This is a genomic window from Streptomyces sp. NPDC001270 (genome assembly GCF_042896695.1).
Taxonomy (GTDB): Bacteria; Actinomycetota; Actinomycetes; order Streptomycetales; family Streptomycetaceae; genus Streptomyces.
In genome coordinates this window covers 24,857-44,602 of record NZ_JBIAXM010000006.1, presented here as the reverse complement: position 1 = coordinate 44,602, position 19,746 = coordinate 24,857, and the positions used below count along the sequence as shown (strand labels likewise).

The window sequence follows — 19,746 nt, the reverse complement described above, 5'->3', positions numbered from 1 at the left end:
CGGTGAGGTGGTGGGGCGGGGCGGTGAGGTGGTGGGGCGGTGGTGCGGGCCGTACGCGTCGGGGTGCGGCGGGGCCGCCCGTGTCGCAGGGGTCGGCGCGTGCGGTGTTCGTACGCGCAAAGGGCGGCGCTTCCGGCCGCCCCGTCTCACGCTCCCCGTGCCGCCCGCCTCGCGACCGTCGTCGCGATCTTCTCCGCGTCCCTCGCCAGCTCGCGGAGCATGCCGCTGATGGGGTTGGTGAAACCGGTGAAGTACAGGCCGGGGGCGTTGCGTGGGCTGCGACCGCTGCGTACGACCGGCCTGCCGCGGCCGTCGAGCACGTCGAGGTGGCCGACCAGACCCTCCAGGGCGCGCTCGTACCCGGTCGCGGCGATCACGGCGTCCGGCGACAGCCGGCCGCCGTCGGCGAGGGCGACCTTCCCGTCCTCGAACCCGTCGACCGCGGCCACGACCTCGACCCGGCCCGCCCGTACGGCGTCGACGAGGCCCACGTCCTGCACCGGGATCGCCCCCGCGGCGACCCGGCTGTACAGCCCGGAGTCCGGCCGCGGCAGCCCGTGCCCGGACAGGTCGGGCACGCTCACCTTGGCCAGGTGCCGGGCGAGCCGGTCGACGAGCGTGACGGGCAGGCGCCGTACCAGTACCGCCGAGTACTGGGCGGCCCACCCCGCGGTGGACCGCCGCACGATGTGCGGAGGGGTGCGCACGGACAGCCGGACCCGTGCGGCCCCTCCCTCGACCAGGTCCACCGCGATCTCCGCGCCGGTGTTGCCCACGCCGACGACCAGCACGTCCCGCCCGGCGTAGGGCTCGGCGTTGCGGTACTCGCCGGCGTGCAGGAACTCCCCGGCGTACGCGTCGAGTCCGGGCCAGCCCGGCACGCGCGGGGTGTGGTTGAACCCGGTGGCGACGACCACCGCGCCGCCGGTCAGTTCCCGGCCGCCGGAGGCGCGCAGCAGCCAGCCCGTCCCGTCGGCCGACCGCTCCACCCGGGAGACCTCGACCCCGGTGACGATCTCCAGTTCGTGGAACTCGGCGTACTTCTCCAGGTACCGGATCATGTCGTCGCGCGCCACCCAGCGCCCGAACCGGCGCGGGATCGGCAGACCGGGCAGCGCCGACAGTCGGCGGGTGGTGTGCAGGTGGAGCCGGTCGTAGTGGCGCCGCCAGGACGCCCCGACCTCGTCGGCCTTCTCCAGTACGACGGCCCGCACGCCCCGGGCCCGCAGCGCCCGGGCGGCGGCCAGGCCGCCCGGACCGGCGCCGATCACGTAGACCGGTCGGCCGGTGAAGGTCGTGGGGGGCTGCGCGGAGGCGCTGGAGACGGCCATGGGCGCGAGCGTAATCCCGCCCTCCGTTGATGGGTCTCGGTCAAGACCGGAATTGGTTGCGGATTGATCACGCGTGTGGGAGGAGTGGGCGGGATGTGTGGCCGAAGGCGTCCGGATGTGCCCGGATGCGCGCGAACCCGAACATCCGGCCCCCTGCCTCTCCCGCCCGCTGCCTCTCCCGCCCCGTACCCCCTCCCGTGGTCTTCTCGCACCGGCCCTGCCCACCGCCCGGTCCTGTCGCCGGTCTTGCGCCGCCGCCCGGTGTCCGCTGAACTGACGTACCGTCAGATTCAACCGGCGGGCGGAGAGTCCATGGACACGATCTGGCTCAGCGGTGCGGAGTGGCTGGCGGTGCTGCGCATCGGACTCGGCCTGTGGTGGCTGGAGAGCTGGCGGCACAAGGACAAGAAGGCGTGGTTCGCGCGCGGCAGCGGGATCGCGTGGGCGGCGGACGTCGCGGCCAAGCACCGCTGGCGGGCGGTCCGGACGGGCTTCGAGACCGTGGTGGCGCCGCGCCCGCGCGTGATGGCGTACGTCGTCGCGTACGCGGAACTGGCCCTGGGCCTCGGCCTGGTGCTGGGCTTCCTCACCCCGGTCGCGCTGGTCGGTGGCCTGCTGCTGAACCTCGTCTACTTCGTCCTCATGATCCACGACTGGGCCGAGCAGGGGCAGAACTCGATGATGGCGCTCATCTCGGCGGTCGGACTGTTCGGCATGGCGTGGCAGTCCTGGTCGGTCGATGCCGCCGTGGGGTGGTTCTGATGGCCGCTGAGCGCTTCGACGTACCGGAGAGCGACGCCTTCACCAGACCGTACTGGGATGCGGCGGCCGAGGGCCGGCTGCTGCTGCGCCGCTGCGGTGCCTGCGGCCGCGCGCACCACTACCCCCGGGAGTTCTGCCCGCACTGCTGGAGCGAGGACGTCGCCTGGACGGAGGCGAGCGGCCGGGCCACGCTCTACACCTGGTCCGTGGTCCACCGCAACGACCTGCCGCCGTTCGGCGCCCGCACCCCGTACGTCGCCGCCGTCGTCGACCTCGCGGAGGGGCCGCGGATGATGACGGAGGTGGTGGACTGCGCGGCCGGGGAACTGCGGGCCGGTACGGATCTGACGGTGACGTTCCGGGAGGGGATTCCGGTGTTCCGGCCGGCGGGTGGGTGACCGGACCTCGGGGTCGGGATTCCGGGAGGGATTCGGGCGTTCGGCCCGCGGGTGGGTGACCGGACCCCGGACGGGGAATCCGGTGTTTCGACCGGCGGGTGGGTGTCCCGACCCCCGGTCGGGGCCGGGCGGCCGAGGGGATTCAATGACTCCCATGGCCCCGACGCACGAGAACCATTCAGCCCCCGTCCGCACCTCCGCCCCGGCCCCCGCCCCGCAGGACCCGGCACCGCACGGCCACGGTCTGCTCCTGCGCCGCTGGGACGCGGGGTCCGACGCCGACCTGGCGGCCTGGTTCCGCGGCCGGACCGATCCCGAATTCCGGCGCTGGAACACCCCGTACCGGGTGGACACCGACCTAGACAGCGCCCGTGAGTCCCTGCGCGGGCAGCTGCGGAGCGCGGCGGACGGCATCAACGCGCCCTTCTGCGTCGCGGACGCGGCCACCGGTGCGCCGCTCGGCCATGTCGGCATCAATCTGATCGACCGCGTACAGAGCACGGCACGGGTCGGTTACTGGGTGCTCCCGGAGGCGCGCGGACAGCGGGTCGCGACCCGGGCACTCGGGCTCGCCGCCCGCTGGGCGTTCACCGAACTGGGCCTGCACCGCCTGGAACTGGGGCACGCGCTCGGCCATGACGCGTCCTGCCGGATCGCTCAGTCGTGCGGGTTCCGGTACGAGGGGACGCTGCGGGACGCGATGTTCGCGTCGGGGCGGCACGACGCCTTCCGGGACGTACACCTGCACGGCCGGCTCGCCACGGACCCGGAGCCGGAGTCGGAGTCGGCCAAGGACTCGGAGCCGGTCACGGACCCTGAGCCGGCCATGGACCCGGGATCGGTCACGGACCCGGGATCGGGGGTCTGACTGCCATGTCCTCCGAACACGCCTGGTACCTGACCGAAGACCTCGACGACTTCCTGGTCCGGGCCGGGGACTTCCTGCGCTCCCGCCCGGCCCTGCACACGGTGCCGCTGACCGTGACCGACGCCCTCCGCAGCCGCGGACCGCACGTCTACGGCGCGGAGAACCCGCTGTACGGCGTGCTCGGGTCCGGGCCGGGATCCGGCGGGGTCCGGGCGATCCTGCTGCACACGCCTCCGCACCCGCTGAATCTGACGCCGCTGGCACCGGAAGAGGCCGAATCCCTGGCCGCACTCCTGCTCGCCCGCGGCCACCAGGTGCCGGGGGTGTCGGCCGCGCAGGACACCGCCGCCGCGTTCACGGCGGCCTGGGAACGTACGGCGACCGGCGTCACCGGCCGCCTGCGACAGCGTCAACGACTGTACCGATTGGATGAGTTGACGGTTCCGGAGCCGGTGCCGGAGGGCCGGGCACGGGTCGCCGGGCCGCGGGACCGGGAGTTGGTGCGGCGCTGGTACGAGGAGTTCGCCGTGGCGGTCGGCCAGGACGTCTCCGTCGCTTCCTCCGCGGAATGGGCCGACAGCCGGATCGGCTACGGCGGCGTCACCCTCTGGGAGATCCCCGACGGCACTTCGGACAGCACCCCGGTCGACATGGCGGGCGTCACCCGGCAGATCGCCGACCAGATCCGCGTCGCGCCCGTCTACACCCCGGCACACCTGCGCGGACGCGGATACGCCGGAGCGGTGACCGCCGCGGTGAGCAGGGCCGCGCAGGAGGCCGGGGCAGCGGAGGTCCTGCTGTTCACGGACCTCGCCAACCCGACGAGCAACGCCCTGTACCAGCGGATCGGATACCGGCCCGTGGCCGACTTCGCGGTGTACGGGTTCGGCGTGGGGCGTAAGGGGCCGCACGGGCAGTGACAGTGCGGGACCTGCGATGGGGCAGCGGGGCGTGGTCCTTCTGCGCGCCGTCCTCTGGGTGTTGCGGCAGGGGACCCCGGCGTCAGGGAGCGGGTGGGGCGGTCAACGTCGTGGGGCCTTGACGCCGTGGCTGTGGCTGTGTCCTGAGGAGTCGCGCGGCTTCTGATGTTCCTTTCCGGTCACCTCGTAATGCGAGTCAGACGCTTCGCCCGCTGCCAAGACGCATAAAACTGCCTCAAACGATCCCCATCGAAGACCTGCGCGGACGGCTCACCTCCCTGCCCACCCGTCGGGACGGGACAGGTCTGCGAAGTGCCGGACGTGGAATCGAACGCGAAAGGCGAGACAGTCGTATTCGCCGAGTAATACGGGAAGAGATCGGTCTCCGAATGGCCGAACCCGGAATTGTATGCGTACGGCGAGACGGCCACATTCGTTGAGTAATGAGCGAAGGGGTCGGTCTGTGCATATTCGGACCCGGAAGGTGACGCATACGATGAGACGGCCGCGTTCGCCACTTCATCCCGCCATCCTCCCCGCGGTGCATATTCTGCCGAGTCGGCAATCTTTTTGCCGGAAGTTATTGTCTCGCCATTTTTCCGGTGAATCTTCCGGCCCTCAAGGGGGATTCCCGCGTACTTCAAAGCACTCTCCGTCAAAGGACCCATCGCCACATTCCCGGCCTTCAGGTGACGGAGGTGCAGCAGAATGTAATCGCTGTCTGTCACGTCAGGAAACTTATCGCGACCGCTTGGAAGGAGGGTCGGCTGCACCAGCGACCTCCTCCCGCCCCTGGGGGAGTACAGCGCTATGATCATTTCTGCGATTTCAGCATCGGAATACCTTCTTCTGGTAGATTTTGCCTTCGCATTCCTTTCGGGATTTTCTTGGACCCGCTTTCGTCGGCCCTTCAGGGTCTTGGGGTCCATGCCATATTTCTCCGAATTATTTAGCCATCTGTGAAATTGCCGCCGGCTCGGCCGTCCTTCTCCATTGCAGAATTCCGTCTGGCTTTGATTTCCTCTGCTGAACTCCTCCAGGAGGGCTTTCTTCTGGGCGTCGGAATATGGCATGCCTTCTCCTTGTCGGTGCGTTTGATTGGTGCTCGGCAGGCGCAGGATGCAGTAGGCCGGTCCTGATGAGAAGTCGCTAGTAACACCTCAACGGGAAGGCGCCGGATTCGGTTCACGGGGAGCCCGCGGGGATCCCCGGCAGTTCCTGTCGCAGGAGCTGGGCTACGGCTCCGGGAGCACGTGCCGGCGACACCTGCCGCCGCGGCCGACGCGACCTGGGCGTGCCCCCGGTCATCGCCGGCTGCGGCAGCGAGCATGGCTCCGGCCGGAGCGCCAGCGCTGGATCGCCGAAGCCGCCTTCGCACTCCTGCACTGGTTCCGCCGCCTACGCACCCGCCAGAGCTGTTCCAGGGTCGGATTTCAGGCATCGATGTGCGGGTCACAAGGGATGCCGAAGGGATCGAGTGGGGCCGTGTGCGGCGGCGCAGGGCCGGGGCGCGGGGCGGCCGGACACAGGGGCTGCCGCTCACGGCCACAGCAGTTGCCGCTCCCAACGCCCTCCCTGGCACAGGTAGGTGAGCCGGACGTGCCTGCGGTCGGGGTCGCCCTGGAAGAACTCGACCTCGTGCGGGCGCAGCCGGTACAGCGTCCAGGTGGGTACCGGCGTCTCCGGGTCTTCGCGCGCCCGGCCCCAGGCGCCCTCCGAGGCGGCCCGCAACTCGGCCGGTGATGACAGGGGTTCGCTCTGCCGGCCGGTGAGCGCCGCGGCCAGCGCGCCCGTCGACCGGGCGCGCAGGTCTGCCCGGCTCTGCTCCGGCGGGGCCGCCGTGACCGGTCCCCGTACCCGGACCTGACGGCCCAGCACCGGCCAGTAGAAGACGAGGGCCGCGTACGGCCGGTCGGTGAGCTGGCGGCCCTTGCGGCTCGTGGCGTGCGTGGCGAAGGACCAGCCGGTCGCGTCCGCGCCGTGCAGCATCACGATCCGTACGTCCGGCAGGCCGTCCGCGTCCGCCGTCGCCAGCGACATCGTGTGCGGCTCGGGTTGCCCGGCCGCGACCGCCTCAGCGAACCACGCGGTGAACAGGGGGAGGGGGGTGTCGGGGGCGGTGGCCGGGTCGAAGGGCGGGAGTTCCGTGACCGCCGGGTCCCACACCCGTAGTGACCGCAAGAGTTCGTGGAGGTCCGTTTCCGTTCCCATGTCCCTGAGTATCGCCCGGCCCGTGCGCCGGGACGCGCGTGCGGCGGCGGGCGGTGAGGGCCGGTGGCTACCGGGTGCCGGGGGCGGGGTACGTGGGCGCCGGAAACGCGGAAATTGGTGTGGGGGTGAACCGGTGGGCTGGTGAGCCCGTAGTGCGGAGGCGGGGTTCGTCCTGGCCCGTGGGTTCTGCCGGTTCTATGGCGTGGAGGATGCTGTGCCGAGATATGGAAAGCCCCTGACGAGTGATACGAAGAATAGGATAAGCCGGAGCAAAAAGGGCAAGAGTTACTGGTCCGGATATACTGACGCGGAAATCGCGAATATGATCGAGGCCCTGTATTGCGCCGAGGGTGGGCGGGCGCCGCGAGTGCGGCCAGGATTTCTTCCGCCCGCGAAGGCCAAGTTCCCCGGCATGGTCGGTGGTGATTTCATTGCGGGGCGCCTCCATCGATTGAAGCGGATAGACCATGTGATGGGTCCCCTGACGGAGAGGGCTTTGACGGAACATGCGAAAGTCCGCCTAGAAGATCGGATGCTTCTCGATGCAGTGAGCGGGAAGATGGTGGCCGTCGGCAAGAAGATTCACAGCGATGTGGGATCTGGTGCACAGGGGCGAGGGGAGTGGAAGGGTGTGCAGGAGGTCAAGAATCATCCACCGGCCCTTCCGGCGGTCCCGAATTCGCCGGAGAATTCAGTCGTTGCGCAGGATCCGAGGGAGGGAACCGGCTATTCGTTGCTGCGGCGGGAGGCCGAGCAGGCCGGCAGCGGGATGCCGTGGACACAGAATGGTATCCCCCTGGGCCACGGTGACGATGTCCATCCTGCACAGTCCGGGTTCCGGGAGACGATGCCCGGATTCTGGGAGGTGCCGTCCGGCGGTTCGCAGGACGCGTTCAACCCGATGGTCTACGACGACATGGACGTATTGATATCGGACGGGTTTGACGACGGTGGCTTCGACACGGTGTCCGGGATGTTCGGGTCCTGGTCTGCGCCGGTCAATCCTGCCGCGCCCTACGCGGGCGGATACCCGCACGGGGCGGCGTGGGAGGTCCAGCCTCCCGGGACGGACACGCTGACGCAGGCGGCGCGGGCGGCGCAGGAGCTGTCGGCCGCGGCCCCCGTGTATCCCCGGACGGGCGACGGAGTGGCGTACTCGCCGTGGGAACCAACCACCGCTCACAGCCGAGCGGGGCATGTCCAGGCCCGGCAGCCGGGGCACCAGAGTCCGCGGTGACCACGAGCGGCTGGCTCAAGGGACGCCGGCGGATCGTGCAAAGCGTCCCCGGGAACGGTGAGACCGGACAGCGGCTCCGGGGCGATGGCCCGGGGTTTTCTTGCCGGCGTCCAGGCCGGTGGTGGTCCTGGGTACCCCGGCCGCCGCGCGCACCGACTCCGAGTCGAGCACCACCAGGCTTGGGTCCGCCGGCCGGGCGGTCCGCTCACCGGCCGAGCACCACCGTTCCCGAGGAGCAGAACCAGCCCCCGGTCCCCGAGGCCACGCCGAGCCGCGGCGGCTGACCGTCCGGGGAGCGCACCTGCCGTTCACCGGCCTCGCCGCGCACCTGCCGTACCGCCTCGACCAGCAGGAACAGTCCACGCATGCCGGGGTGTTGGGCGGACAGGCCGCCGCCGTCCGTGTTCACCGGCAGCTCCCCGCCCCGCACCAGCAGCCGCCCCTTCTCCACGAACGCCCCGCCCTCGCCCTTCGCGCAGAATCCCAAATCCTCCAGCGTCACCAGCGTCATATAGGTGAACGCGTCGTAGATCTCGGCGAAGTCGATCTCCTCGGGGCGCACCCCCGCCCGCTCGAAGGCCAGGCGTCCGCTCACCGCGGCCGGGGAGACCGTGAAGTCCGGCCACTCGGACATGGTGGTGTGCGAGACGTGCTCGCCGGTGCCGAGGATCCACACCGGGTCGGTGCGGCAGTCCCGTACGTACTCCGGCGCCGCCAGCAGCACCGCCGCGCCCCCGTCCGAGCGCAGGCAGCAGTGCAGCTTGGTGAACGGGTCGGCGATCATCGGGCCGGACAGGACGTCGTCGACGGTGATCGGGTCGCGGAACATCGCGTCCGGGTTCAGGGCCGCGTTCGCCCGCGCCTGCACCGCGACCTGCGCCAACTGCTCGATGGTCGTGCCGTGTTCGATCATGTGCCGGCGGGCGGCCATCGCGTACTTGGCGATCAGGGTGTGCCCGTAGGGCACCTCGAACTGGAGCGGGCCGCCCGCCCCGAAGGACAGATTGCCCGTGCGCCGTCCCGCCTTGATGTCGGCGCGGGCCGTCGAGCCGTAGACCAGCAGTACGGCCCGTGCGTGGCCCGCCGCTATCGCGTCCGCCGCGTGCGCGGCCATCACCTCCCAGGTGGAGCCGCCTACGGAGGTGGAGTCGACCCAGGTGGGGCGCAGGCCCAGGTACTCCGCGACCTCGACCGGTGCCAGCGTGCCGAGGCCCGCCGAGGCGAAGCCGTCCACGAGCGAGCGGTCGAGTCCGGCGTCCGCGAGGGCGCGGCGGGCGGCCTGGGCGTGCAGGGCGTAGGCGGTCGTGCCGTCCACCCGGCCGCAGTCGGAGAGGGCCACCCCGACCACCGCCACCGGCGCCCCACATCCCGCGCGGCCCGATCCCCTGCGGCCCGATCCCCTGCCGACCGGTGTCCCAGGGTCCGGTGTCCCGCGGTCCGATGCCCGGCGGTCCGATGCCCGGCGGTCCGATGCCGGGCGCTCCGATGTCCCACGCTCCGCCGCCGTCTGCCCGACCGCCGCGTGCTCCGCTGCCGCGTGCCCCGTTGCCGTGCGCTCCGCTGCCATAATCTGACGGTACATCAGATATGGCGGGCCGTGGCAGGTGTCGTGACCCTGGGCATCCGGCCCCGCGCCGCCTAACATGACGGACCGTCAGATCGGGAGGGAACAGCCATGGACGCACGCCTCACCGCCGAACAGGACGAGATGCGGCGCACCCTGCGCGCCCTGCTCCAGGCCCGCTGCGGTCCGCAGGACCTGCGCGCCGCCCTCGACGCCCCCGCGGGACACGACCCCGACCTGTGGCAGGCGCTCGCCGACCGGCTCGGCCTGCCCGGTCTCGCCCTCCCGGAGACGTACGGCGGCGTCGGCTGCACGGCCACCGAACTCGCCCTCGCCTGCGAGGAGACGGGCCGCGCCCTCGTGCCCTCACCGCTGCTCGCCACCTCCGTACTCGCCGCGCCGCTCGTCCTCGCCCTCGGCACCGACGCGCAGCGTGCCGCGCTGCTGCCGCGCATCGCCTCCGGCGCGCTGACCGCCGCCCTCGCCGTACCCGGCACCGCCCTCGCCACCGTCCTCGCCCTGACCGGCGACAACACCGGAGACTGGGCGGGCGGCGGCCGGGCGGGCGGGGTGCAGGCCCGGCGGGCGGACGGCGGCTGGCGGCTGTACGGGGAGGTCCGGCAGGTGCTGGACGGCCACAGCGCCGGGCTGCTCCTGGTCGCCGCGCACACCGGCGGGTTCGCCCGGTCGCGGACCCTGGTCTTCCTGGTGGCGGGCGACGCGCCCGGAGTGACCCGCGGACGGCAGACGGCGCTCGACGCGACCCGGCCGCAGGGCTGGGTGCAGTTGCGGGACGTGCCGGCCGAACTGCTCGGCGAGTCAGTCGGCGAGTCAGTCGGCGAGACGGTCGGTGAGGAAAGGTCTGCGGAGGACCAGGGCGCGGCGGACGTGCTCGGCGCGTTCCGCGCGATCGGTGACACGGCCGCCGTCGTGCTCGCCGCCGAGGCGGTCGGGGCCGCTGACCGGGTGCTGGAGCGCACGGTCGAGTACGTGGGACAGCGCGAGCAGTTCGGACGGGCGATCGGCTCCTTCCAGGCGGTGAAGCACCGGCTGGCCGACGTGTACGTACAGATCCAGGCGGCCCGCTCGGCGGCCTACTACGCCGCCTGGGCGACCGCCCACGGCGAACGGACGGGCGGGCTCGCCCTCGCGCAGGCGCTGGAGGCGCTGCGGACGGCCGCGGGCGAGGCGATCCAGTTCCACGGCGGGATCGGGTTCACCTGGGAGCATGAGGCCCACCTGTACTTCAAGCGCGCGGCGGGCGACGAACTGCTCCTCGGGCCGGTGCACCGGCTGCGTGCCCGGTCCGCCGAGGACGCGCGTCTCTTCGAGCGGGGAGAGGTGGCGGTCTGATGGTCGGCATCGGTGTGCGGCTGGTGCAGAAGATCTCCGCCACCCGGACGTTCGCGCAGGTCGCCCCACATGTGGTGCCCGCGCTGGACCGGGTCGTGCACCGGCTCACCCGCGGCCGGGTGCTGCCCAGTACGTCCATGCTGCCCGGAGCGATCCTGACGTCCACCGGGGCCCGCAGCGGACAGCCGCGGCACACGCCGCTCGCCTGCATGCCCGAGGAGGGCGGGCGGAGCTGGCTGCTCGTCGGGTCCAACTTCGGCCGTACGGAGCATCCGGCCTGGACGTACAACCTGCTGGCCCGGCCCGAGGCGTCGATCAACTGGCGGGGCGAGGACATCGCGGTCACCGCGCGGCTGCTGGAGGGGGAGGAGCGGATGGCGGCGTGGCGGGCGTTGCTGGCGTTCTGGCCGCCGTACGCGGCCTACCAGGACCGGGTGGCGCGTCGGATCCGGGTGTTCCGGCTGGTCCGGGGCTGACTCGCTCCTCTCACCCGGAAGTACCCGGAAGTACCCGGAAGTACCCGGAAGTACCCGGAAGTACCCGGGAGTACCCGGAAGTACTTTGTCAGGCAAGGAACTCCGCGAGCGGGAAGGAGCGATGACGACGTGGTGGAACCAGATAGTTCTGCCGGTGGGTCGTCTGGAGGACCGAGTTGATGCCGGCGTGGGGGCTGCGCGGCTCGACGGGGAGTGTCCTATCGGGATAGTGGCCGTCCATCGAGAGTCGAACGAGATTGAAGATGCCGATCGTCGGCTGGAACTGAATGAAGTGCAACCCGGCCGCCGGCTTCTCGCTGTAGTGGTCTGCCGTCGGATCGGATGTGTAGTGGAACGGATTGTCCAGCGTGTCGAAATCGCCGCGCACGGGGATGGTCGTCCCCGTGGGGTACGCCTTCCCGTAATTGCTGGTCGTCGGCGAAGTGGTGCTGTCCACGTCCGACATGCTCCCAGTGTGGCCGTAGGCGTGGTACCGCTCGACCCCTTTCGCCACTTCGGCCTCACTTTGACCTGGCGGTTGGAGGGCGAGCGTACCCGGCGCGGGCGCAGGCGAGAGGCCGGGCTGGAGCATCGCCTGGACGCGATCCGCGTACCGGGGGTAGCTCTGCTCGTACCAGGTCACCAAATCTTGAAACAGGTGCGAGAGATGCATGGTGGTCCCCTGTTTGAAGTAACCGTTGGACCACTGGTTGGTGAGGCCGGGCAGGGTCTCCAGGCTGGCGATGTTGCCGGGTCCCATGTTCGAGTCCAGGGTGGTCGCGAAACCGAGGAAGCCCTGCGACTGTCGAGGAATCGACTGTGCACCGGGGATATTGGCTGCGAGCGCCAGCTTGCTCGGCAGGCCCTGTTGCCCGTAGAAACCGCCCCCGGAGAATCCCTGGCGGATACTCGTCACCTTGAACAAGCTGCCAGCCTGGTTTCTTCCAGGCCCGAAGAGGGCGTTTTGGGCCGCCTTGATATGGGCGAGCGAGTCACTGCGGAGCAGCACGGCCACGTCATTCTGTTCCAAGCGGACCGGCCCGAAGCCGGGCGGGGGCTGGTCGCTGGGGAACGTCCTGGCCTCCTGAAGCGCATATACGGTACGGCCCTCCGTCTTGGAGGTCTTCAAATCGACCGGCAGATACGCTGGGTAAGATGTTCCCACCTTGAAGAAGCCCGACGTCTTGCCCAGGGTGGGGATGTAGTGGTGAAAGTAGGGAAGTCCCCAGGCCACCGTGGTGGCCACTCCTGTGGCTGTGGGCGGAAATTGGCGTTCCAGATCCAGGAGGGTGGACTCAAGGTGGTGCTGCGCCTCCTGCAACGCCTTGGCTTTCGCCGGTACATTCAGCCTTGCGGTAATGACATGATTGTGCAGGGTCGGCACCCGGACGGCAATCGTGCCCTTGCTGCTTTTCACGCCCGAGCCATCGACCATGACCACTTGCTCGTTCTGGAGGATGTATTGTTCCTGGATCGGCGGGCTGTCGACGGCCGTGGGGCGGTCCGGTGGTTTTGCCATGGTGTCGATCAACTTATAGATGCCGGCGGATGCCAGAGCGGCACCGAAGGTTCCCGCTGTCCCTTGAAGAAGGCGTCGCCTATTCAGGTTCCCGCGTGGTCGTCCCGCATTCCCATTTTCGCTGCTATCCGTCATGAAACGTATCCCGCCGCGGTGGAGTGGATGTCCGTCGTCACCAGACACCGAGGGTCTGACCTGCTCGAATGACGGGGACTGGCCTTCCCGCTGTCACTATAAGCACACGCGGCCTTAATCACTAAAGCCAACACGCGACCTGGATCATTGAAGCCGGCACCAAGCTGGTAAGGCTCATAACACGGCAGCTGTAAGTCTTGACAGCTGAATCTTTGTGGCTGAGAACTCGTAACACGATCTTGTTGAAGTGCCCTGGTTCGGTCGTGGGGACCAACGGAACAGCCAGTAACGCTAAGCACTTGATCTTGGTCGTCTAGCACAGATGATCGGCCCCGTGCGGGGGTTCGGAGGAAGATCCTCGATCACTGCCGGGGCTGGCTACGGTCCGCTCGTGCCGGTGGAGTTTCTGACTGATGAGCAGGCCGAGGCGTACGGGAAGTTCGCCGAGGAGCCGACCCGCCCGGAGCTGGAGCGGTTCTTCTTCCTGGACGACGTCGACCGCGATCTGATCGCCCGGCGGCGCTCCGCGCACCATCAGCTCGGCTTCGTTATCTGGAGTCGCTGAGGCACCGTCCAGGACGTCCAGCACGTACGAGTGAAGCCACTTCGGCCCCGTCCTGGATGGGATTACCTTCCGTCATCCACCACGGATGAGCGGGAGGTTCCATGCGGGTACAGCGCGTGCTGATGCCGGACTCGGAGGTCGAGTCGTGGACCGTCCTCGGAGACGACCACGTGGCCGTCGTGCCGATCGAGCGCTACCTGGCCTACCTGGCCTGGGGCGAGAAGTCACCGAACACGGTCAAGGCGTATGCCCACGATCTGAAGGACTGGTTCGTCTACCTGGCCGGTCGGGGGCTGGATTGGCGGTCGGTGACGCTGGAGGACGTCGCCGGGTTCGTGGGCTGGCTGCGGCTGCCGCCGCAGGCCCGGGACGGAAAGGTCGCGGTGCTGCCCACGGCGGACCACCACTGCGCGGAGTCCAGCGTGAACCGCAAGCTCGCCGCACTGTCGTCGTTCTGCGAGTTTCACACCCGTCACGGGGTGCCGCTCGGCGACCTGATGGTGACGATGCGGCCTGCCGGCCGCCGTGGTCGCGGCAGTTTCCTACAAGCCGTTCCTGGAGCACATCGCCAAGAGCCGTCCGCAGAAGGCGCGCACGATCCGGCTGCGGCAGCCGCGTCGGCGGCCGGTCGTGCTGTCCGCCGGGGACGCCCAGGCGGTGCTGGACGGATGCGAGCATCTGCGGGACCGGCTGCTGTTCGCGCTTCTGCTGGACACCGGGCTGCGGATCGGCGAGGCCCTGGGCCTGCGGCATGAGGACATCGCGCTCGCCGAGCGGCAGGTGAGCGTCATCCCACGGCCGAACGCGAACCGGGTGCGGGCGAAGTCGGGCCGCTCACGGGAGGTCCCGGCCAGCGCGGAGCTGATGCGGCTGTATGCCGACTACCTCAACCGCGAGTACGGCGCCCTCGACTCGGACTACGTGTTCGTCAACCTCTGGGGCCGCCCGCACGGCCGCCCGCTCACCTACTCCGCCGTCTATGACCTGGTGGAACGGCTGCGCCGCCGCACCGGCATCGACTTCGAGCCGCACCAGTTCCGTCACACATACGCCACCTGGCTGCTGCGCAAGGGGGCCGGCATGGAGAGCGTGAAGCAACTCCTCGGGCACGCCTCGATCACCACCACGATGGATACGTACGGGCACCTCACCATTGAGGACGCCCGCCGGACGCTGGAAGCGGCGGGCTGGTTCACCGGTCGGGAGGTGCGGCTGTGACCGTCACGCCTCTGCCCGCGGGCCTGCTCGGCCGATCCGGGCTGTTGGAGAAGCTGCTGGCCGCGGTCCGCTCGGAGTTCCGCGTCGACGTCCTGGTCCCCGACGCTGACGACCCGGTTCTGGGCTGGAAGCGCTGCCCGGTGGTGGGCTGCAACCGCGCCGCTCACGAGCAGGGCCTGTGCACCGGCCATGCCCAGCGCTGGCGCCGGGACGGACGCCCTGACCTCGCGGTCTTCCTCACCGACCCCGGCCCTCCTCTCCGGGGCCTGGGCGAGCTCACGCACTGCACCGTTCCCGGCTGCCTCTTCGGCGCCCCTGGGGCAGGCGTTCGCCGGGTACGGCCGCATAGCCAAGACCCTTCACCTGCTCGCCGTCGTCGACCCCATGGACGACACCTACCGCCGCCAGATGCACAAGCAGCTCACCGTCCAGGAGTCCCGCCACAAGCTCGCCCGCGACATCTGCCACGGCAAGAAGGGCACCATCCACCAGGCATACCGGGACGGAATGGAAGATCAACTAGGGTCACTTGGACTGGTTTTGAAAGCAGTTGTCCTGTGGACGACACGCTACCTCGACGCCGCCGTGGCCCAGCTCCGTGCCGAGGGGCACGAGATCAAGGACGAGGACGTGGCCCGGCTGCCCCCGCTCAAGCACCGGAATCTGAACTGCCTGGGCCGTTACGGTTTCACGGCCTCTACCCCGGCGGCCGGTGCGCTGCGGCCCCTGCGCGACCCGGACGCGGTCGAGCTGGACGATGACGACGACGGCGCGGAGGAGTGAGCCGGGTGCCGGGCGGGGGCGGTCAGATCGGGGGTGCCGTCTGAGCGGCAATGTAGGGGGCCCTGGCGTACGCCAGGGCCCCCTTACCTGAGTGCGGTCGGGATCAGGGCAGGAAGTTCTTCTGCCACTCCAGTGACGGCATCGACAGCGCGGCGTCGGCGAGGGCCTTCGCCGAGGTCGTCTTCAGCGCCGCGAGGCCGGTGTCGATCCAGTTCTGGGTAAGGCTGTAGCCCTGTTCCCGGTACTCGACACGAGGCACTCCAGCTTGTCGGCGTCGTGGGCGACGATCGCCTCCGGGGTCTCGCCCGTCTCGTATTCGTCGACCGCGCCCTGCACGCCCTCGCGGACGGCCGGGTGGGCGTTGGCGACCTGATCGGCGGTCACCTCACCGTTCGGCGCGGCCCTGATGTACTTCCGGCCGATGTGCGGGATGTCTCCGACGCGGGTCTCCTGGCTGTCGTGGAACAGGCACATCAGCGCGACCCGGGCCGGGTCGGCACCCTCCATCATGGCGAGCACCGAGCCGATCACCCCGACCCGGAAGGAGTGTTCGGCGACGGACTCCGGGGCCTTGTTGCCGGTGAACCACCAGCCGGTCCGTGCGACCCGTTTGAGCACGCCCATCTCGGAGATGAAGCTCGCGGTGCTCCTGGTGGTGTCGTCGGCCATGCGGTCCTCCATCGTCAGCGGTTGTGATCGAAAACGGTGGACGTGGGTGAGTTCGCGCCTCGATCTCGCCGAGATGGCCGCGCTGTCCAGGAGCTGGGCGGTTCGCTCGCGCAGCGGCCCGGCGAGCTGTCCGGCGGCCTGCGGGAGCCAGGGGAACGCGGTCAGCAGTGCCCACAGCGAGTGCGCGTACAGGTCGACGTAGCCGGGCGCCACGTGCAGCCCGCGGGTAAGCCCGCGCAGCAGGGTCACCGGGTCCCAGCCCGTCAGGGCCCGGTCGCGCATGAAGGCGTCGTCCGGCTGCGGTACGGGCAGCGCGCCGAGCCAGAGCGCCCAGTAGTTGAGGTTCGCCGCCTCGGCGGTGTCGTTGTCAGCGTCAGCCAGGGCGCGGTCGATGAAGTCCAGCAGAGGCTGTGGGTCTCCGAGCCGGGCGAGCGCCGTGGCGGTGGAGCGGGCCTCCGGCCAGTGCGGGGACCAGCCCCGCCGGGCCAGGACGTCGCGTCGGCGGTGCAGCGTCTGCGCGGTCCACGCGGCCGCGTCCGGCCCGTGGTCGTACGACGCCAGATACAGCGCCTGACGGTGCAGCAGCACCCCCGGTTCGCCCTGCGTGGCCGCGTGCTCGGTCGTGGCCCACAGGCGGTCGAAGAAGAGTGTCCGTTCGGCAGGCGCCAGTTGCGGTGCGACGGCGACCGGCCCTCGCCGGGGTCCGGGTAACCGTCCGGCGAGCGAGGGCGGCACGGTGCCGTTCAGCGCCCAGGCCAGCATGTGCGCGGTGTCCCGGGTGTGCACCCACACGGCCAGCGGATGGGGCCCGCCGACATCGCCGGCAAGCCCGGCCGCGATGATCCGGTCGGTGTCCATTGCCGCGTCCAGCCATGGCACGAGCGTCGCGCCCGGACTCCCAGCCCTGCAACGTGTCCACGTCCACGCCCAGCGCCTCCGCCAGGGCGGCCTGCGTCATCGGGACGGACTCGCGGACCAGACGCAGCACGAAGCCGGTGACGGCTCCTGCCGATGTTCGTCGCGGCCTGCCCATACCGGCCTGCTCCCCGGTCGCCCTGCGCACCGAAACCCGTACTCACGGTCAGTCCTACCGCACCCAGCGTCCTCATACGGTCGCCTTGCGGTCAACGTGAGACGAACGAGACCGCGCCGACCACCTCCATGCCCACGCCAGTGAGGCCCCGATGACCCTGCTCCACCGCGATCACCCCTGGATCGGCCGGGACGTTGAGGACACCGCGACCGGCCATCGCGGAACCCTGCGCGCCATCGCCCCCGACAGCAAGAGCCCCCGCCCGGTGGCCTGGCTCCTGCCGCCCGGCGGAGGCGTGGAGTGGACCACCGACCCGGGCGCGCTCGACAATCCCGCGCCGCTCACCCCGGACAACTCTGCGCGGGAGGAGCGGTGACCGGCGCGCACGCGCGTCCCTCGCGCCCCCGGCCGCGCGGTCCTCGCCCTCGCGGCTCTGGCCGGCACCCTGTGCCGACTGAGCACCGAGTATGAGCGGCCGGTCATCGCGGAGTGGAACGTTAGACCGCCCGGGCCTGGACGCGCTGCGGGATGCCGCGGAGGCCATCGCTGAACTCCTTGGAAGCAATCACCTACCAGCCCCCGAGCGGCTCTGATTCTGTTGCTGATTACTACCCGGTGCTCCTGGGTAGGGGGGTGGTGATGGAAGCCTAGAGTTCGAGGACCGTGTCACTTGCGACGCCTGATACTGGCTTTGCTGCAGGAATGACCCAGTTGGGTTAGCTTGATAGGGAGGGAGGCGTTCGTTCATTTCATCGTTCATTTCATCATAGCCAGGCGGAATCATAATCAATGGACTCCGCGCTTCCAGCACATCGGGGTCGCCCTGCCGAAGTCGTTCGAGGGCCACCTCCTCCGCCCCATGGACACGGTCAAGGCTTGGGTCCTCTTCCCAGGCGCGTCGGGTGAGTATGCCTATTTCCTGCGCCCTAGCCCTGACCTCGATAATGAAATCTCTTTCGTTAGAGACTTCACTCTCACCTCCGCCCCTCGCGGCAACCCGCGCGCGCGCCGTCTCGGATATGGCCGCAAATTCCCCTTGAAGATAAAGCCTCTGGTGGTTGCGACCTCTCTCCTTCATTTGCAGCCACTGTTGGCGCAAGTAGCTGTCTTCGCGAGCGGCCTCCCAGCCACCCACGGGCGGAATTCTGCACATTTCGGCCATCTGTGCATATGCAACCTGTTCCGCGGTGGACAATTCCGGCATAAGGGACCCTCATTTCAGTAAGATTCCGATCACGCAAAACGTAACGCACCTGACGTCCCTGCGGTCTAGCAGACCGGCTTTGATTTTATCCCGACAGTTAGCGTTACTGGCTGTTCCGTTGGTCCCCACGGCCGTGGTTGGGCGTGACCGGTCAGACGATTCGGCCGTCGGCCGCGCGCCGTCCGGAGGCCCCGCCGAGCCGAACTGACTGTTCAGGTGTGGCGGGGCCTTCCGGCCGGGCGGCCGGGCGGTCATACGGTGCCGAACTCCCCCGCTTTGACGCCCGCCACGAAGGAAGTGAAGGCGTGGGTGGGGAGGGTGAGGGCCGGGCCGTCCGGGTTCTTGGAGTCGCGGACGGGGACGTGGCCGTGGGGTGTGGCGATGGCGAGGTTGGTGGCGGCCTCGATCGGGGCCCGCAGCGGACAGCCGCGGCACACGCCGCTCGCCTGCATGCCCGAGGAGGGCGGGCGCAGCTGGCTGCTCGTCGGGTCCAACTTCGGCCGTACGGAGCATCCGGCCTGGACGTACAACCTGCTCGCCCGGCCCGAGGCGTCGATCAACTGGCGGGGCGAGGACATCGCGGTCACCGCGCGCCTGCTGGAGGGCGAGGAACGGACGGCGGCGTGGCGGGCGTTGCTGGCGTTCTGGCCGCCGTACGCGGCCTACCAGGACCGGGTGGCGCGGCGGATCCGGGTTTCCGGCTGGTCCGGGAGTGATGCACGCCGTCGCCGGGAGGCCGACTCAGCCGCGCATGCCCCTGCCGCCGCCGGAGTGCGTCGAGCCGTGATGAGCTGGTGAGGGATGAGCTGGTGAGAACGGACGCGGATGCGTGTGTCCGGACTGTGACGGGTAGTCGCCCGTCGTGTATGCCTGAGCCTGGGCCGGCGGCTGGAAATTGAGCGCGGGGGAGTACTCAGTCGCCGAATATGAATGATCGTCCGGCAGGTCTCCGTACGAGAAAGTATCTGTCGGCTGGGGAACAAGCGGCGCCACCTGATTGGTCGGAGGCAACGGCAGCTGTCTGTACGGTGACAGGTAGCTGCTGCTCATCCTGTTCCCCTGATCCTGATCCATCGGATAGGGAATCTGCGAGAAACTGTTCGCATCCGGTGTCTGGAATGCTTCGTCGGCCTTCAGTGCCGTCTGCGCTGTGTCGTTGTCCGGCAGGAAATCGAACGCGGGGGAGTACGGCAAGGGAGCCGCCGAACCTGAACCGGCGTACGGAAGGATGCCGTTGGGAAAGGTATCTGTTGGCTCGGTGTCGACTGACATGGAAGCGAACGACGCCGCCTGGTTGAACGGATGCGAAGCTGTGACTTCGGACTGTGGCAGGCTGGCGTTCACCGCGTTGCCCAGATCCTGCAACATCTGTATTTCAGCGGCGCTCAGCGGGACCTCGAATGTGCTTGTCTGCACGTCGCCGCTGTGGGAGAATTGCACGAGAGTTCCATTATGTGGGTTCGGTCTCCTGGGTTGTCTCCTCAAATTCCTTGCGGCAAG

Annotated in this window: 18 protein-coding genes and 4 pseudogenes; 13 read left to right on the top strand and 9 right to left on the bottom strand. The window is 69.5% G+C overall.

The genetic code is table 11. The annotated features are described in order from the left end of the window. Nucleotides 1-146 precede the first annotated feature (146 nt). Entirely contained in the window at nucleotides 147-1,331 is a 1,185-nt protein-coding gene (locus tag ACFY2B_RS11975) for a flavin-containing monooxygenase (RefSeq protein ID WP_390763015.1), read from the bottom strand. Nucleotides 1,332-1,643: 312 nt separating this feature from the next. Between ACFY2B_RS11975 and ACFY2B_RS11970 the strand changes: the two genes are divergently transcribed. The 4 genes from ACFY2B_RS11970 (at nucleotide 1,644) to ACFY2B_RS11955 (ending at nucleotide 4,279) form a co-directional block, all read left to right on the top strand. Next, nucleotides 1,644-2,093 (top strand): DoxX family membrane protein, encoded by a 450-nt coding sequence (locus ACFY2B_RS11970; RefSeq protein WP_390763014.1) that lies wholly within the window; start codon nucleotides 1,644-1,646, stop codon nucleotides 2,091-2,093. Next, entirely contained in the window at nucleotides 2,093-2,491 is a 399-nt protein-coding gene (locus ACFY2B_RS11965) for a Zn-ribbon domain-containing OB-fold protein (RefSeq protein ID WP_390763013.1), read from the top strand. Before ACFY2B_RS11970 ends, ACFY2B_RS11965 begins: the two co-directional genes overlap by 1 nt. A 154-nt stretch (nucleotides 2,492-2,645) precedes the next feature. Then, nucleotides 2,646-3,359 carry a GNAT family N-acetyltransferase gene (locus tag ACFY2B_RS11960; RefSeq protein ID WP_390763012.1) on the top strand — a complete coding sequence of 238 codons (714 nt, stop codon included), beginning with the start codon at nucleotides 2,646-2,648 and terminating at the stop codon, nucleotides 3,357-3,359. 5 nt (nucleotides 3,360-3,364) lie between these two features. Then, nucleotides 3,365-4,279 (top strand): GNAT family N-acetyltransferase, encoded by a 915-nt coding sequence (locus ACFY2B_RS11955; protein ID WP_390763011.1) that lies wholly within the window; start codon nucleotides 3,365-3,367, stop codon nucleotides 4,277-4,279. A gap of 179 nt (nucleotides 4,280-4,458) precedes the next feature. Here ACFY2B_RS11955 and ACFY2B_RS11950 read toward each other — a convergent pair whose 3' ends face one another. Both ACFY2B_RS11950 and ACFY2B_RS11945 read right to left on the bottom strand, forming a co-directional pair. Continuing rightward, entirely contained in the window at nucleotides 4,459-5,352 is an 894-nt protein-coding gene (locus ACFY2B_RS11950; protein WP_390763010.1) for a hypothetical protein, read from the bottom strand. Nucleotides 5,353-5,818: 466 nt separating this feature from the next. Then, nucleotides 5,819-6,490, bottom strand: a complete 672-nt coding sequence (locus ACFY2B_RS11945; RefSeq protein WP_390763009.1) for a pyridoxal 5'-phosphate synthase — start codon at nucleotides 6,488-6,490, stop codon at nucleotides 5,819-5,821. A gap of 322 nt (nucleotides 6,491-6,812) precedes the next feature. Here ACFY2B_RS11945 and ACFY2B_RS11940 point away from each other — a divergent pair, with 322 nt between their 5' ends. Then, the gene (locus ACFY2B_RS11940; protein ID WP_390763008.1) at nucleotides 6,813-7,727 is read left to right on the top strand and encodes a hypothetical protein; all 915 of its coding nucleotides are present in this window, start codon (nucleotides 6,813-6,815) and stop codon (nucleotides 7,725-7,727) included. 205 nt (nucleotides 7,728-7,932) lie between these two features. Here ACFY2B_RS11940 and ACFY2B_RS11935 read toward each other — a convergent pair whose 3' ends face one another. Next, nucleotides 7,933-9,081 (bottom strand): acetyl-CoA acetyltransferase, encoded by a 1,149-nt coding sequence (locus ACFY2B_RS11935; RefSeq protein WP_390763007.1) that lies wholly within the window; start codon nucleotides 9,079-9,081, stop codon nucleotides 7,933-7,935. Nucleotides 9,082-9,402: 321 nt separating this feature from the next. On the opposite strand from ACFY2B_RS11935, the gene ACFY2B_RS11930 reads away from it, so the two are divergent. Together ACFY2B_RS11930 and ACFY2B_RS11925 are read left to right on the top strand one after the other, a co-directional pair. Then, on the top strand, nucleotides 9,403-10,644 hold the full coding sequence (locus ACFY2B_RS11930) for an acyl-CoA dehydrogenase family protein (protein ID WP_390763006.1): 1,242 nt from the start codon (nucleotides 9,403-9,405) through the stop codon (nucleotides 10,642-10,644). Beyond that, nucleotides 10,644-11,120, top strand: a complete 477-nt coding sequence (locus ACFY2B_RS11925) for a nitroreductase family deazaflavin-dependent oxidoreductase (protein ID WP_390763005.1) — start codon at nucleotides 10,644-10,646, stop codon at nucleotides 11,118-11,120. Before ACFY2B_RS11930 ends, ACFY2B_RS11925 begins: the two co-directional genes overlap by 1 nt. An 88-nt stretch (nucleotides 11,121-11,208) precedes the next feature. Here ACFY2B_RS11925 and ACFY2B_RS11920 read toward each other — a convergent pair whose 3' ends face one another. Continuing rightward, nucleotides 11,209-12,651: a hypothetical protein gene (locus tag ACFY2B_RS11920; RefSeq protein ID WP_390763004.1), complete on the bottom strand. Its 1,443-nt coding sequence runs from the start codon at nucleotides 12,649-12,651 to the stop codon at nucleotides 11,209-11,211. Nucleotides 12,652-13,165: 514 nt separating this feature from the next. Between ACFY2B_RS11920 and ACFY2B_RS11915 the strand changes: the two are divergent. The 4 genes and pseudogenes from ACFY2B_RS11915 to ACFY2B_RS11900 all read left to right on the top strand — a co-directional run. After that, nucleotides 13,166-13,327: pseudogene (locus tag ACFY2B_RS11915) on the top strand (DUF4158 domain-containing protein); the annotation flags it as partial. Between the two features lie 113 nt (nucleotides 13,328-13,440). Continuing rightward, nucleotides 13,441-13,755, top strand: a pseudogene (locus ACFY2B_RS11910) (site-specific integrase); the annotation flags it as partial. A 109-nt stretch (nucleotides 13,756-13,864) separates the two neighbouring features. Next, nucleotides 13,865-14,557, top strand: a complete 693-nt coding sequence (locus ACFY2B_RS11905) for a tyrosine-type recombinase/integrase (RefSeq protein WP_390763003.1) — start codon at nucleotides 13,865-13,867, stop codon at nucleotides 14,555-14,557. Between the two features lie 312 nt (nucleotides 14,558-14,869). Continuing rightward, nucleotides 14,870-15,340, top strand: a pseudogene (locus tag ACFY2B_RS11900) (Tn3 family transposase); the annotation flags it as partial. A 103-nt stretch (nucleotides 15,341-15,443) separates the two neighbouring features. Here ACFY2B_RS11900 and ACFY2B_RS11895 read toward each other — a convergent pair. After that, nucleotides 15,444-16,009, bottom strand: a pseudogene (locus ACFY2B_RS11895) (HD family hydrolase). A 373-nt stretch (nucleotides 16,010-16,382) separates the two neighbouring features. Further along, nucleotides 16,383-16,967 carry a helix-turn-helix domain-containing protein gene (locus ACFY2B_RS11890; RefSeq protein WP_390763279.1) on the bottom strand — a complete coding sequence of 195 codons (585 nt, stop codon included), beginning with the start codon at nucleotides 16,965-16,967 and terminating at the stop codon, nucleotides 16,383-16,385. Nucleotides 16,968-17,193: 226 nt separating this feature from the next. Here ACFY2B_RS11890 and ACFY2B_RS11885 point away from each other — a divergent pair, with 226 nt between their 5' ends. Beyond that, nucleotides 17,194-17,418 carry a hypothetical protein gene (locus ACFY2B_RS11885; protein WP_390763002.1) on the top strand — a complete coding sequence of 75 codons (225 nt, stop codon included), beginning with the start codon at nucleotides 17,194-17,196 and terminating at the stop codon, nucleotides 17,416-17,418. 1,079 nt (nucleotides 17,419-18,497) lie between these two features. On the opposite strand, the gene ACFY2B_RS11880 is transcribed toward ACFY2B_RS11885, so the two are convergent. Further along, nucleotides 18,498-18,698, bottom strand: a complete 201-nt coding sequence (locus tag ACFY2B_RS11880) for a DUF397 domain-containing protein (RefSeq protein WP_390763001.1) — start codon at nucleotides 18,696-18,698, stop codon at nucleotides 18,498-18,500. On the opposite strand from ACFY2B_RS11880, the gene ACFY2B_RS11875 reads away from it, so the two are divergent. Then, a complete protein-coding gene (locus ACFY2B_RS11875) occupies nucleotides 18,697-19,044 on the top strand; it encodes a nitroreductase family deazaflavin-dependent oxidoreductase (protein WP_390763000.1) in 348 nt (115 codons plus the stop codon). The two genes, ACFY2B_RS11880 and ACFY2B_RS11875, sit on opposite strands and share 2 nt — an antisense overlap. On the opposite strand, the gene ACFY2B_RS11870 is transcribed toward ACFY2B_RS11875, so the two are convergent. After that, nucleotides 18,988-19,686: a hypothetical protein gene (locus ACFY2B_RS11870; protein ID WP_390762999.1), complete on the bottom strand. Its 699-nt coding sequence runs from the start codon at nucleotides 19,684-19,686 to the stop codon at nucleotides 18,988-18,990. The two genes, ACFY2B_RS11875 and ACFY2B_RS11870, sit on opposite strands and share 57 nt — an antisense overlap. Nucleotides 19,687-19,746 lie beyond the last annotated feature (60 nt).